5 protein-coding genes, 1 tRNA gene and 3 rRNA genes are annotated in these 14,254 nt (G+C 52.7%); 6 read left to right on the top strand and 3 right to left on the bottom strand.

What is annotated here, in order from left to right; translation table 11 throughout:
• Positions 1-45 precede the first annotated feature (45 nt).
• The 6 genes from clpB (at position 46) to ACQ0PY_RS17700 (ending at position 9,726) form a co-directional block, all read left to right on the top strand.
• Positions 46-2,619 carry an ATP-dependent chaperone ClpB gene (gene clpB, locus ACQ0PY_RS17725; protein WP_044255236.1) on the top strand — a complete coding sequence of 858 codons (2,574 nt, stop codon included), beginning with the start codon at positions 46-48 and terminating at the stop codon, positions 2,617-2,619.
• 467 nt (positions 2,620-3,086) lie between these two features.
• Positions 3,087-4,628, top strand: a 16S ribosomal RNA gene (locus ACQ0PY_RS17720).
• Between the two features lie 86 nt (positions 4,629-4,714).
• Positions 4,715-4,790, top strand: a tRNA-Glu gene (locus ACQ0PY_RS17715).
• 196 nt (positions 4,791-4,986) lie between these two features.
• Positions 4,987-7,892: ribosomal RNA gene (locus ACQ0PY_RS17710) — 23S ribosomal RNA — on the top strand.
• Between the two features lie 95 nt (positions 7,893-7,987).
• Positions 7,988-8,103 (top strand): 5S ribosomal RNA (gene rrf / locus ACQ0PY_RS17705).
• Together the 16S, 23S and 5S rRNA genes with 1 tRNA gene alongside form the textbook arrangement of a ribosomal RNA operon.
• Positions 8,104-8,427: 324 nt before the next feature.
• Positions 8,428-9,726, top strand: coding sequence for an MFS transporter (locus ACQ0PY_RS17700; protein ID WP_109740566.1), 1,299 nt, complete (start codon positions 8,428-8,430; stop codon positions 9,724-9,726).
• Here ACQ0PY_RS17700 and ACQ0PY_RS17695 read toward each other — a convergent pair.
• From ACQ0PY_RS17695 to ACQ0PY_RS17685, 3 genes are all read right to left on the bottom strand, one after another.
• On the bottom strand, positions 9,723-10,049 hold the full coding sequence (locus ACQ0PY_RS17695) for a YfiM family lipoprotein (protein WP_054176525.1): 327 nt from the start codon (positions 10,047-10,049) through the stop codon (positions 9,723-9,725). The two genes, ACQ0PY_RS17700 and ACQ0PY_RS17695, sit on opposite strands and share 4 nt — an antisense overlap.
• A gap of 41 nt (positions 10,050-10,090) precedes the next feature.
• Positions 10,091-11,446, bottom strand: a complete 1,356-nt coding sequence (gene pssA, locus ACQ0PY_RS17690) for a CDP-diacylglycerol--serine O-phosphatidyltransferase (RefSeq protein ID WP_044253171.1) — start codon at positions 11,444-11,446, stop codon at positions 10,091-10,093.
• A gap of 113 nt (positions 11,447-11,559) precedes the next feature.
• On the bottom strand, positions 11,560-14,220 hold the full coding sequence (locus ACQ0PY_RS17685) for a bifunctional acetate--CoA ligase family protein/GNAT family N-acetyltransferase (protein ID WP_058586971.1): 2,661 nt from the start codon (positions 14,218-14,220) through the stop codon (positions 11,560-11,562).
• Positions 14,221-14,254 lie beyond the last annotated feature (34 nt).

Genomic DNA, 14,254 nt, shown 5'->3' with positions numbered 1-14,254 from the left:
TCATTTAATCTCCAGTAGCAAATTTGACCTGTTATGGGAGGAGTTATGCGTCTGGATCGTCTTACTAACAAATTCCAGCTTGCTCTTGCCGATGCCCAGTCGCTCGCACTGGGGCACGACAACCAATTCATCGAACCTCTTCATTTAATGAGCGCCTTGCTGAATCAGGAAGGGGGATCGGTACGTCCTTTATTAACCTCTGCCGGTATTAATGCCGGACAGTTACGCACCGCCATCGATCAGGCGCTGAGTCGTTTACCGCAGGTGGAAGGCACTGGCGGCGACGTCCAGCCCTCTCAGGATCTGATGCGTGTTCTTAATCTTTGCGACAAGCTGGCGCAAAAGCGAGGGGACAATTTTATTTCGTCAGAACTGTTCGTTCTGGCGGCGCTTGAGTCGCGTGGCACACTGCCCGATTTACTGAAATCGGCTGGCGCAACGACCGCGAATATTACTCAGGCAATTGAACAAATGCGTGGAGGTGAAAGCGTGAACGACCAGGGGGCTGAAGACCAACGTCAGGCCTTGAAAAAATACACTGTCGATCTGACTGAGCGTGCCGAGCAGGGCAAACTTGACCCGGTTATCGGCCGTGATGAAGAGATCCGCCGGACCATTCAGGTTCTGCAGCGTCGTACAAAAAACAACCCGGTGTTAATCGGTGAGCCTGGTGTCGGTAAAACGGCGATTGTTGAAGGACTGGCACAGCGAATCATTAATGGTGAAGTCCCTGAAGGGTTAAAAGGCCGTCGCGTACTGGCGCTGGATATGGGCGCGCTGGTGGCAGGGGCAAAATACCGCGGTGAATTTGAAGAACGCTTAAAAGGCGTACTCAACGATCTTGCCAAACAGGAAGGGAATGTCATCCTGTTTATCGACGAATTGCACACCATGGTGGGCGCAGGTAAAGCGGATGGCGCAATGGATGCCGGGAACATGCTGAAACCGGCGCTGGCGCGTGGGGAACTGCACTGCGTAGGGGCGACTACGCTCGACGAGTATCGGCAGTACATCGAAAAAGATGCGGCGCTGGAACGTCGTTTCCAGAAAGTGTTCGTGGCTGAGCCGTCAGTGGAAGATACCATTGCGATACTGCGTGGTCTGAAAGAACGTTATGAACTGCATCACCATGTGCAGATTACTGACCCGGCAATCGTCGCGGCCGCCACGCTGTCTCATCGTTACATTGCCGATCGCCAGTTGCCGGATAAAGCCATCGACCTGATCGATGAAGCGGCATCCAGCATCCGTATGCAGATTGACTCTAAGCCGGAAGAACTGGACAGACTCGACCGCCGCATTATCCAGCTCAAGCTGGAGCAGCAGGCATTAATGAAAGAGTCTGATGAGGCGAGTAAAAAACGCCTCGATATGCTTAACGAAGAGCTGGATGATAAAGAGCGTCAGTACTCTGAATTAGAAGAAGAGTGGAAAGCGGAAAAAGCGTCGCTCTCCGGAACACAAACGATCAAAGCCGAGCTGGAACAGGCGAAGATTGCTATTGAACAGGCGCGTCGTGTTGGCGATCTGGCGCGGATGTCAGAACTGCAATACGGTAAAATTCCTGAGCTGGAAAAACAGCTGGAAGCCGCGACGCAGTCGGAAGGTAAAACCATGCGTCTGTTGCGTAATAAAGTGACGGATGCGGAAATTGCCGAAGTGCTGGCGCGCTGGACCGGTATTCCGGTCGCGAGAATGCTGGAAGGCGAGCGCGAAAAACTGTTGCGTATGGAGCAAGAGTTACATAGCCGTGTGATCGGTCAGAATGAAGCGGTCGAAGCCGTATCGAATGCGATTCGTCGTAGCCGTGCCGGTCTTGCCGATCCAAACCGCCCGATTGGCTCGTTCTTGTTCCTCGGCCCAACCGGGGTCGGTAAAACCGAGCTGTGTAAGGCGCTGGCAAACTTTATGTTTGACAGTGATGATGCGATGGTGCGGATCGACATGTCCGAGTTTATGGAGAAACACTCCGTATCACGTCTGGTGGGTGCGCCTCCGGGATATGTCGGTTATGAAGAGGGTGGCTACCTGACAGAAGCGGTTCGTCGTCGTCCTTATTCCGTTATTCTGCTTGATGAAGTTGAGAAAGCGCATCCTGATGTGTTCAACATTCTTCTGCAGGTACTGGATGATGGTCGTCTGACCGATGGACAGGGGAGAACGGTCGACTTCCGTAATACGGTGGTCATTATGACCTCTAACCTGGGTTCCGATTTGATTCAGGAACGCTTTGGCGATCTCGACTACAGCCATATGAAAGATCTGGTGTTAGGTGTGGTGAGTCACAACTTCCGCCCGGAATTCATCAACCGTATAGATGAGGTTGTGGTATTCCATCCGTTGGGTGAACAACACATCGCGTCTATTGCGCAGATCCAACTGCAGCGTCTGTACAAACGTCTGGAAGAGCGTGGCTATGAAATCCACATCTCTGATGAAGCGCTGAAACTGCTGAGCGCAAATGGTTATGATCCGGTGTATGGGGCGCGTCCGTTGAAACGTGCAATCCAGCAGCAGATCGAAAACCCGCTGGCGCAGCAAATCCTGTCTGGAGAGTTAATTCCAGGCAAAACGATTCGTCTTGAGGTAAACGACGATCGGATTGTCGCAGTACAGTAATTCTTAATGAAATAATTAATGGGCTCTTCGGAGCCCATTTTTGTTTAAAAAACAGGCTAAAATGATGGTTTATAGAGTGGTTTGCCTGGAAAGTGAGCAGTCGATAAGTTTTTTGTATTTTTGACTTGTCAGCCAGAAATAACTCCCTATAATGCGCCTCCACTGACACGGAACAACGGCACGCAAGCCGCCTGGTCAGCAGGGTTCTCCGGTGAAAACCAGTGATGAACACCGACAGAGAAAAGCGAAATAAATGCTTGACTCTGAAGCGGGGAAGTGTATTATGCACACCCCGCGCCGCTGAGAAAAAGCGAAGCGGCACTGCTCTTTAACAATTTATCAGACAATCTGTGTGGGCACTCAGAGTGACATGGATTCTTAACGTCGCAAGACGAAAAATGAATACCAAGTCTCAAAGAGTGAACACGTAATTCATTACGACGTTTAATTCTAGGAGCATCAAACTTAAATTGAAGAGTTTGATCATGGCTCAGATTGAACGCTGGCGGCAGGCCTAACACATGCAAGTCGAACGGTAACAGGAAGCAGCTTGCTGCTTTGCTGACGAGTGGCGGACGGGTGAGTAATGTCTGGGAAACTGCCCGATGGAGGGGGATAACTACTGGAAACGGTAGCTAATACCGCATAATGTCGCAAGACCAAAGAGGGGGACCTTCGGGCCTCTTGCCATCGGATGTGCCCAGATGGGATTAGCTTGTTGGTGAGGTAACGGCTCACCAAGGCGACGATCCCTAGCTGGTCTGAGAGGATGACCAGCCACACTGGAACTGAGACACGGTCCAGACTCCTACGGGAGGCAGCAGTGGGGAATATTGCACAATGGGCGCAAGCCTGATGCAGCCATGCCGCGTGTATGAAGAAGGCCTTCGGGTTGTAAAGTACTTTCAGCGGGGAGGAAGGGGTTAAGGTTAATAACCTTAGCCATTGACGTTACCCGCAGAAGAAGCACCGGCTAACTCCGTGCCAGCAGCCGCGGTAATACGGAGGGTGCAAGCGTTAATCGGAATTACTGGGCGTAAAGCGCACGCAGGCGGTCTGTCAAGTCGGATGTGAAATCCCCGGGCTCAACCTGGGAACTGCATTCGAAACTGGCAGGCTTGAGTCTCGTAGAGGGGGGTAGAATTCCAGGTGTAGCGGTGAAATGCGTAGAGATCTGGAGGAATACCGGTGGCGAAGGCGGCCCCCTGGACGAAGACTGACGCTCAGGTGCGAAAGCGTGGGGAGCAAACAGGATTAGATACCCTGGTAGTCCACGCCGTAAACGATGTCTATTTGGAGGTTGTGCCCTTGAGGCGTGGCTTCCGGAGCTAACGCGTTAAATAGACCGCCTGGGGAGTACGGCCGCAAGGTTAAAACTCAAATGAATTGACGGGGGCCCGCACAAGCGGTGGAGCATGTGGTTTAATTCGATGCAACGCGAAGAACCTTACCTGGTCTTGACATCCACAGAACTTGGCAGAGATGCCTTGGTGCCTTCGGGAACTGTGAGACAGGTGCTGCATGGCTGTCGTCAGCTCGTGTTGTGAAATGTTGGGTTAAGTCCCGCAACGAGCGCAACCCTTATCCTTTGTTGCCAGCGGTTAGGCCGGGAACTCAAAGGAGACTGCCAGTGATAAACTGGAGGAAGGTGGGGATGACGTCAAGTCATCATGGCCCTTACGACCAGGGCTACACACGTGCTACAATGGCATATACAAAGAGAAGCGACCTCGCGAGAGCAAGCGGACCTCATAAAGTATGTCGTAGTCCGGATTGGAGTCTGCAACTCGACTCCATGAAGTCGGAATCGCTAGTAATCGTGGATCAGAATGCCACGGTGAATACGTTCCCGGGCCTTGTACACACCGCCCGTCACACCATGGGAGTGGGTTGCAAAAGAAGTAGGTAGCTTAACCTTCGGGAGGGCGCTTACCACTTTGTGATTCATGACTGGGGTGAAGTCGTAACAAGGTAACCGTAGGGGAACCTGCGGTTGGATCACCTCCTTACCTTAAAGAACCTGCCTTTGTAGTGCCCACACAGATTGTCTGATGAAAAGTAAAAAGCAAGGCGTCTTGCCGAAGCAGACTTCAGTGTCCCCTTCGTCTAGAGGCCCAGGACACCGCCCTTTCACGGCGGTAACAGGGGTTCGAATCCCCTAGGGGACGCCACTTGCTGGTTTGTGTGAGTGAAAGTCGCCGGCCTTTGTATCTCAAAACTGACTCAGCGAGTCATGTTTGAGATATTTGCTCTTTAAAAATCTGGATCAAGCTGAAAATTGAAACGACACACTGTTAATGGTGTGTTCGAGTCTCTCAAATTTTCGCAACACGATGATGAATCGAAAGAAACATCTTCGGGTTGTGAGGTTAAGCGACTAAGCGTACACGGTGGATGCCCTGGCAGTCAGAGGCGATGAAGGACGTGCTAATCTGCGAAAAGCGTCGGTAAGGTGATATGAACCGTTATAGCCGGCGATGTCCGAATGGGGAAACCCAGTGCAATTCGTTGCACTATCGTTAACTGAATCCATAGGTTAACGAGGCGAACCGGGGGAACTGAAACATCTAAGTACCCCGAGGAAAAGAAATCAACCGAGATTCCCCCAGTAGCGGCGAGCGAACGGGGAGCAGCCCAGAGCCTGAATCAGCATGTGTGGTAGTGGAACGGTCTGGAAAGGCCGGCGATACAGGGTGACAGCCCCGTACACAAAATTGCATGTGTTGTGAGCTCGATGAGTAGGGCGGGACACGTGGTATCCTGTCTGAATATGGGGGGACCATCCTCCAAGGCTAAATACTCCTGACTGACCGATAGTGAACCAGTACCGTGAGGGAAAGGCGAAAAGAACCCCGGCGAGGGGAGTGAAAAAGAACCTGAAACCGTGTACGTACAAGCAGTGGGAGCCTCTTTATGGGGTGACTGCGTACCTTTTGTATAATGGGTCAGCGACTTATATTCTGTAGCAAGGTTAACCGAATAGGGGAGCCGAAGGGAAACCGAGTCTTAACTGGGCGTTAAGTTGCAGGGTATAGACCCGAAACCCGGTGATCTAGCCATGGGCAGGTTGAAGGTTGGGTAACACTAACTGGAGGACCGAACCGACTAATGTTGAAAAATTAGCGGATGACTTGTGGCTGGGGGTGAAAGGCCAATCAAACCGGGAGATAGCTGGTTCTCCCCGAAAGCTATTTAGGTAGCGCCTCGTGAATTCATCTCCGGGGGTAGAGCACTGTTTCGGCTAGGGGGCCATCCCGGCTTACCAACCCGATGCAAACTGCGAATACCGGAGAATGTTATCACGGGAGACACACGGCGGGTGCTAACGTCCGTCGTGAAGAGGGAAACAACCCAGACCGCCAGCTAAGGTCCCAAAGTCATGGTTAAGTGGGAAACGATGTGGGAAGGCTCAGACAGCCAGGATGTTGGCTTAGAAGCAGCCATCATTTAAAGAAAGCGTAATAGCTCACTGGTCGAGTCGGCCTGCGCGGAAGATGTAACGGGGCTAAACCATGCACCGAAGCTGCGGCAGCGACACTAAGTGTTGTTGGGTAGGGGAGCGTTCTGTAAGCCTGTGAAGGTGTGCTGTGAGGCATGCTGGAGGTATCAGAAGTGCGAATGCTGACATAAGTAACGATAAAGCGGGTGAAAAGCCCGCTCGCCGGAAGACCAAGGGTTCCTGTCCAACGTTAATCGGGGCAGGGTGAGTCGACCCCTAAGGCGAGGCCGAAAGGCGTAGTCGATGGGAAACAGGTTAATATTCCTGTACCAGGTGTTACTGCGAAGGGGGGACGGAGAAGGCTATGTTGGCCGGGCGACGGTTGTCCCGGTTTAAGCGTGTAGGTGTGTGTTCCAGGTAAATCCGGTTCACTTTAACACTGAGGCGTGATGACGAGGCACTACGGTGCTGAAGCAACAAATGCCCTGCTTCCAGGAAAAGCCTCTAAGCATCAGGTAACATCAGATCGTACCCCAAACCGACACAGGTGGTCAGGTAGAGAATACCAAGGCGCTTGAGAGAACTCGGGTGAAGGAACTAGGCAAAATGGTGCCGTAACTTCGGGAGAAGGCACGCTGATGCGTAGGTGAAGCGATTTACTCGTGGAGCTGAAATCAGTCGAAGATACCAGCTGGCTGCAACTGTTTATTAAAAACACAGCACTGTGCAAACACGAAAGTGGACGTATACGGTGTGACGCCTGCCCGGTGCCGGAAGGTTAATTGATGGGGTTATCCGTAAGGAGAAGCTCTTGATCGAAGCCCCGGTAAACGGCGGCCGTAACTATAACGGTCCTAAGGTAGCGAAATTCCTTGTCGGGTAAGTTCCGACCTGCACGAATGGCGTAATGATGGCCAGGCTGTCTCCACCCGAGACTCAGTGAAATTGAACTCGCTGTGAAGATGCAGTGTACCCGCGGCAAGACGGAAAGACCCCGTGAACCTTTACTATAGCTTGACACTGAACACTGGTCCTTGATGTGTAGGATAGGTGGGAGGCTTTGAAGCGCGGACGCCAGTTCGTGTGGAGCCGTCCTTGAAATACCACCCTTTAATGGCTGGTGTTCTAACGTGGGCCCGTAATCCGGGTTGCGGACAGTGTCTGGTGGGTAGTTTGACTGGGGCGGTCTCCTCCTAAAGAGTAACGGAGGAGCACGAAGGTTAGCTAATCCTGGTCGGACATCAGGAGGTTAGTGCAAAGGCATAAGCTAGCTTGACTGCGAGCGTGACGGCGCGAGCAGGTGCGAAAGCAGGTCTTAGTGATCCGGTGGTTCTGAATGGAAGGGCCATCGCTCAACGGATAAAAGGTACTCCGGGGATAACAGGCTGATACCGCCCAAGAGTTCATATCGACGGCGGTGTTTGGCACCTCGATGTCGGCTCATCACATCCTGGGGCTGAAGTAGGTCCCAAGGGTATGGCTGTTCGCCATTTAAAGTGGTACGCGAGCTGGGTTTAGAACGTCGTGAGACAGTTCGGTCCCTATCTGCCGTGGGCGCTGGAGAATTGAGGGGGGCTGCTCCTAGTACGAGAGGACCGGAGTGGACGCATCACTGGTGTTCGGGTTGTCATGCCAATGGCACTGCCCGGTAGCTAAATGCGGAAGAGATAAGTGCTGAAAGCATCTAAGCACGAAACTTGCCCCGAGATGAGTTCTCCCTGACCCTTTAAGGGTCCTGAAGGAACGTTGAAGACGACGACGTTGATAGGCCGGGTGTGTAAGCGCAGCGATGCGTTGAGCTAACCGGTACTAATGAACCGTGAGGCTTAACCTTACAACGCCGAAGCTGTTTTGGCGGAATTGAGAAAATTTTCAGCGTGATTACAGATTAGATTAACCGGCGAAAGGCGGGTTAATAAACAGAATTTGCCTGGCGGCTGTAGCGCGGTGGTCCCACCTGACCCCATGCCGAACTCAGAAGTGAAACGCCGTAGCGCCGATGGTAGTGTGGGGTCTCCCCATGCGAGAGTAGGGAACTGCCAGGCATCAATTAAGTGAAGAGCCCATCCTGACGGATGGGCTTTTTGCGTTTCTGCGCTGCAAATTTGGAGTGTGGCTTTGCCTTATCTGGCCTGCTGTCAGGGCGAGGCTCTGTGGTTAACGGACACGACCGTCCAGAATAGTCGAACCTCTGCGCGCGCCGTCACGATGAATCTCATCAACTGATCCCTGCGCTTACTCCTAAATTCTTTCCCTGCTAATTAAAACCGCGATCGCTGTCACACAACAACATATAACAATTATATAACATTTATTTTACTAAAAAAGACAGCAAACACAACCGGATCTTTGGCAGGAGTACAACTTTAATGACTGAAAGCAGTGTAACTGCGAGCGGGTCACTGACTGATAGTGATACCCGTCGTCGCATATGGGCAATTGTAGGCGCGTCATCCGGAAATCTGGTCGAATGGTTTGATTTCTATGTCTACTCGTTTTGCTCGCTCTATTTTGCCCACATCTTCTTTCCTTCCGGAAACACGACAACGCAGCTACTACAAACCGCAGGCGTTTTTGCGGCCGGGTTTTTAATGCGTCCGATTGGTGGTTGGCTATTCGGTCGTATCGCCGATAAACATGGTCGTAAAAAATCCATGCTTTTGTCCGTTTGTATGATGTGTCTGGGATCGCTGGTGATCGCCTGCCTGCCAGGTTATGAAACCATTGGAACCTGGGCTCCGGCGCTGTTACTGCTGGCGCGTTTGTTCCAGGGATTATCTGTTGGTGGGGAGTATGGCACCAGCGCGACCTACATGAGTGAAGTTGCTGTCGAGGGCCGTAAGGGGTTTTACGCCTCTTTCCAGTACGTCACACTTATCGGTGGTCAACTGTTGGCGCTGCTGGTTGTGGTTGTCTTACAGCAGACTATGGAAGATTCAGCCCTCAGAGAGTGGGGCTGGCGTATTCCTTTCGCATTAGGCGCAGTACTGGCGATTGTGGCGCTCTGGTTACGTCGTCAACTGGATGAAACATCAAAGCAGGAAACGCGTGCGCTGAAAGAGGCGGGCTCGCTGAAAGGGTTATGGCGTAACCGTAGAGCGTTCATCATGGTGCTCGGGTTCACCGCGGCGGGATCGCTGTGCTTCTATACCTTCACTACCTATATGCAAAAGTATCTGGTAAACACCGCAGGTATGCATGCCAATGTGGCAAGCGGCATTATGACGGCGGCGCTATTTGTTTATATGCTTGTGCAGCCGCTGTTTGGTGCGTTGTCAGATAAAATTGGCCGACGTACCTCCATGCTGTGTTTCGGCGCGCTGGCAACCCTGTTTACTGTCCCCATTTTGACCGCACTTCAGAATGTGACTTCGCCGTATGCAGCATTTGGTCTGGTAATGTGCGCGCTGCTGATCGTCAGTTTCTACACCTCGATCAGCGGTATATTGAAAGCTGAAATGTTCCCGGCACAGGTTCGTGCATTAGGAGTGGGGCTTTCTTATGCCGTGGCGAATGCTCTGTTTGGTGGTTCGGCGGAATATGTGGCGCTGTCGCTGAAGTCTGTCGGTATGGAAACGTCGTTCTTCTGGTATGTCACCGTTATGTCGATCGTCGCATTTTTGGTTTCGCTGACGTTGCATCGTAAAGGGAAAGGTCTGCGCCTCTAGTGATGCGCCATTTGCCAGAGTGTATAGCCGGTCGTTGCACCGGCGACATCCCAGGCAAAGTCTTTCCAGCTCCAGCCGCTCCCTGCGGGGCGGCTATCCCAAAGCTCCTTTGACGCCCCCAGACTGACCGAGAACATAAACCCTATCATCGCACTGTGATCGCGGCTGATTCCCTGATGTTGCGCGTACTCATTACCTGCGGCTGAGAGCATCGCGGAAGCAATAAAGTGCTGTGCTTTGTCCTGCCCACTCCAGCTATCCTGCGCCATATGGCTACAGCCTGACAGAATAAAGGCGCTCAGAAAAAAAATAACGCGCACCATGCCCCCATAGGAAAAACCCCGTTCAGGACGGGGTTTCACTTTTACAGAATACGGCTTATCAGCCTGTCGATTCGAATACGACGTAAGCGACGGATCAGTTTGCGAACTTTTACCGGGTAATCGGCAATGCTCTGCAAGTCACGATAGTGTTTAACGACCGTGGTATGCGTACGAATTAGCGCCAGCTCTTTCTCGCGCTGTGCAGCCAGCTCTTGCTTAGGATCGTGGATCAGGATTGCATTTTCCAGATCCAGACGCCAGGCGCGCGGGTTGAGGTTGTTCCCGGTCAGCAGCATCCACTTGTCATCGATCCACATCCCTTTGAGATGGTAGGTATTGTCGTCATCTTTCCACAAGCGAACGACCAGTTGATCGGTATTGACGTAATACTGCAAACGACTCAGGAAACGACGCAGGTTAATCTCATAGAGATAGGGCAATGCGCCAATTATCTTAAATGGTTCATTTTCCGGGATATAAAAATCGTTGGCGGTTTTATCCCCCACAATGATCTCAACTTTCTTCCCTTCGCGCAGCAGTTGAATGATGTTGCGAACAAGAATTGCTGGCAGGTTGAAATAGGGGGTGCAAATCGTGAGCTTATGCTCCGCACAGGGCATAAGGTGGAAAATGGTTTTGTTCAGCAGGCTGGATTTCCCCAGACCGACCAATGGCGTCACGGACAGCTGTTCATTATCGGCATCGCCCTGGAAGTGATAAGCCGCGTCACGAAGCTCCTGGCGGTATAAACGAATGTCGTTTTTAATCTCCGGGCTTTTCGGACGCTGGGTATTATCCAGACGATTTACGCCACGACCGTTCATCAGGTTCTGGGTCACCCACTCGAACATGATGTCTGCCATTCTGGCGTTGCGGATTAGCTGATAGCGGTCATAGCGATATTTATCGTGCTGATGCAGATAGACATCGTTAAGACTGGCGCCGCTGTACAGGACGCTATCATCAATGATAAAGCCTTTAAAGTGCAGCACGCCAAGGGCTTCGCGGGTATTGATCGGCACACCGTATACCGGCACATCGACACCCGGATTTTCATGCGCCATTCGGCAATACCAGTCGGCGTTGGTATTGGATGCTGCCGCGCCAATACGTCCACGCTGCGCACGATGCCAGTCGACGAGTACCCGAACATCCAACTCAGGACGCTGCCGTTTCGCCTCGTAAAGCGCGCTAAGAATGCCTTTGCCACCGTCATCCTGTTCCAGATACAGGGCAATAATGCAAATGCGCTGCTTCGCGCTGGCTATCTTTTCCAGCAGGGTCTCCCTGAACCTGGCGGGAGCATAAAAGAAATCGACATCATCAACTGATTGAGAAATCTTAGGTAGTTGGGCAAGGTGTTGTTGATGTTTATTACGCTTAAATTTTGACAACATCACAGTGCATTTCTTCTCTGTTCATTGAAGGGTCCTCTGTGCTATGCAGACGACATAAGCGGGCAATGATAACACCGTCCCCGTTAAAGTGGTCAACATTTCCAGTACCTTACTCACGATTCCTCGGGCGGAGCCAGATCCAGCGACAGCCCGACGATTCCCTCTTCGAGCTGGATATCCACGCTAAACCCAAGCTTACGCGCCAGCGCGACCATGCCACGATTATTTGGCATCGTAATACCATTCAGCCTTCTCAGTCCGTGATCTCGTGTATAGGTAATCAATTTTTCCAGCAATCGACGACCCAATCCTAACCCTTTGAGATCGGAACGAACCAGTACGGCAAATTCCGCATCAATATTATCCGGATCGGAGATCGCTCGCGTCACTCCCAGGATCTCTTCCGTTCGTTCTACGCGCCTCACCGCAACAAACGCCATTTCCCGATCGTAGTCGATTTGCGTCATGTTGGCTAAATCTTCATGAGTAAATTCATTGATCTCGCTGAAATAGCGGTAATAAAGATCTTCTTTGGTGACCTGGGAAATAAACTGCTGAAGCTGGGGTTCATCTTCTGGCAGGATAGGACGGAACAGACATTGCTCGCCATTTTTCATATCCACCCACTCTTCCAGTTGATGCGGATAGGGGCGAATGGCAAGACGACTTTCGTTATCGCCCTCGAATGGGGCGATATCCAGCGTGACATCCAGGGCGGTAAACTCACCGGCGGAGGCCAGCAGCGGGTGAATATCCAGACGCTGGATCTCCGGGCAGTCGACAATCAGGTTTGAGACCTGAACCAGCAACTGACTTAACCCCGCGACATCCAACGGGCGCAGCGCACTGCGGCCACGGATCTTTTTATTCTTGATCGCCTGAATCACTAAATAACGCGCCAGGTTCATGTTTAGCGGCGGTAATGCCACCACGGCCTGCTCTTCAGGCCGCCACTCAACGCCGCCTTCACCCAACATGATCAATGGGCCAAATACGGGATCGTGCTCAACCACCACGCGCAGTTCCTGCGCTCCCGCACGGTTCGCCATACTTTGCACCAGCAGACCGTGGATCCGCGCCTGTGGCCAGGTCATTTTCACACGATCAATAATTGCATTGGCTGCCTGTTGAACTTCGTTTGCCGTACGCAGGTAGAGCATTACGCCCTGAACTTCAGATTTGTGCGGGATGTCCGGTGAACGCAGCTTCAGCGCGACCGGGTAGCCAATCTGTTCTGCAATATGGACGGCCTCGATGCTGTCGCCGGCAATCCAGGTCGGGAGCGTATGTAATCCATAAGCCTGCAGGATCGGCTGAACCTCATGGGTATCGAGTGAGGTTGCTCCATCGGCAATCGCCTGCTGAAGCAGATCATGCGCCTGGGCCGTGTTGGAGGTCAGATTGCTGGGCAGGGCTGGCGTTTCACGCAGCTGTTTCTGGTTGCGCCGGTATTCGACCATATGCATAAATGCAGTGATCGTCCCTTCCGGAGTACGATAGGTAGGGAGTCCGGCTTCACTGAACAGTCTACGGGCTTCCTGAGAGGAAAACTCGCCACACCAGTTGGTCAATAGCGAGACAAATTTTCCACGCGGGTGGTGCTTAACGGTTCCAATCAGCGTTTGTGCACACTCAGTGGCGGGGGCGGCGGCACTGGGGGAGTGAATCACCATCAGTGCGTCAAAGTCCTGGCTGGCGAGCAGAATGTCCAGCGTTCGGGTGTAATGTTCAATGCTGGCATCGTCACGCAGGTCCAGTGGGTTGGCGATCTCGACATGGGCAGGCAGAGCATCGCGCAGTTTCTGGCTGGTCTCTTCACTCAGCATGGCGAGCTTGCCGTTGCGGGACCAAAGTTGATCAAGCGCAAGCGCCGCAGGCGCGGCACCGTTACTGATGATCATCAGCCTGTCACCGCGCAGAGGACGCATATGGCTGAGCGTTTCCACTGCGGAAAAGAGCTCATGGGTATCTTTCACGCGCAGCAAACCGGCGCGCTGGATGGCGGCATCCCAGGCCGGATCCATTCCGGCGCTGGTATGCAATAACCGCTGCGCTGCCGGGCTGCGACCGCTCTTAATCACCAGAATGGGTTTGTTGCGCGCGGCGCTACGGGCGGCGGATACAAAGTGCCGGGCATCGCTGAGATGTTCGAGATAAAGCAAAATAGCGCTGGTTTTGCTGTCACGCGCCAGATAATCCAGCAGCTCATCGACATCAATATCCAGGCTGTCGCCGAGGGCAATGAAATAGGAAAAGCCCATTTCCCGCTGCTGTGCCCAGTCGAGAATGGTATTGGAAACCGCAGCGGACTGAGAAATAAAGGCCAGTTTGCCGCGCTTAATCGGGACCGGCGAGAAGCTGGCATTCAACCCCTGCCAGGGGGCCAGCAGGCCAAGACTGTTAGGGCCGAGCAGACGCATGTTGTAGCGTTGCGCACAGGTTAGCAGTTCTGCATGTTGCGCGCCTGGAGCCGAGAGAATAATGCAGGTTTTACAGCCTTTTTCCCCAAGCGCTTCCAGCAAGGCCAGATTACGGCTGGCATTGGTACACAGCACGGCAAGGTCGGGGGTGAAGGGCAGACTGGCAATATCGGGCCAGGCCAGGACGCCCAGAACGGCTTTCCAGGCAGGGGTTACCGGCAAAACGGGACCGTTAAATCCTCCTGCCAGCAGATTGCGCATCATCAGATATCCCGCCCGATTGGGCTTCATCGATGCCCCGATCACCGCGATCGATTTTGGTCGCAGAAGTGCTTCCAGTCCTCGCTGACTCATACCGGTTTCCCTTACACAGAAGTGACCGAATGAT

The organism is Citrobacter sp. LST-B2 (assembly GCF_057983045.1).
Note: the sequence above shows the minus strand (reverse complement) of the source record. Positions and strands in the feature narration are given on the sequence as shown.

Bases quoted from the DNA above. Each gene is read 5' to 3' on its own strand.
- clpB (WP_044255236.1), top strand. From the start codon at position 46: ATGCGTCTGGATCGTCTTACTAACAAATTCCAGCTTGCTCTTGCCGAT.
- ACQ0PY_RS17700 (WP_109740566.1), top strand. From the start codon at position 8,428: ATGACTGAAAGCAGTGTAACTGCGAGCGGGTCACTGACTGATAGTGAT.
- ACQ0PY_RS17695 (WP_054176525.1), bottom strand. From the start codon at position 10,049: ATGGTGCGCGTTATTTTTTTTCTGAGCGCCTTTATTCTGTCAGGCTGT.
- pssA (WP_044253171.1), bottom strand. From the start codon at position 11,446: ATGTTGTCAAAATTTAAGCGTAATAAACATCAACAACACCTTGCCCAA.
- ACQ0PY_RS17685 (WP_058586971.1), bottom strand. From the start codon at position 14,220: ATGAGTCAGCGAGGACTGGAAGCACTTCTGCGACCAAAATCGATCGCG.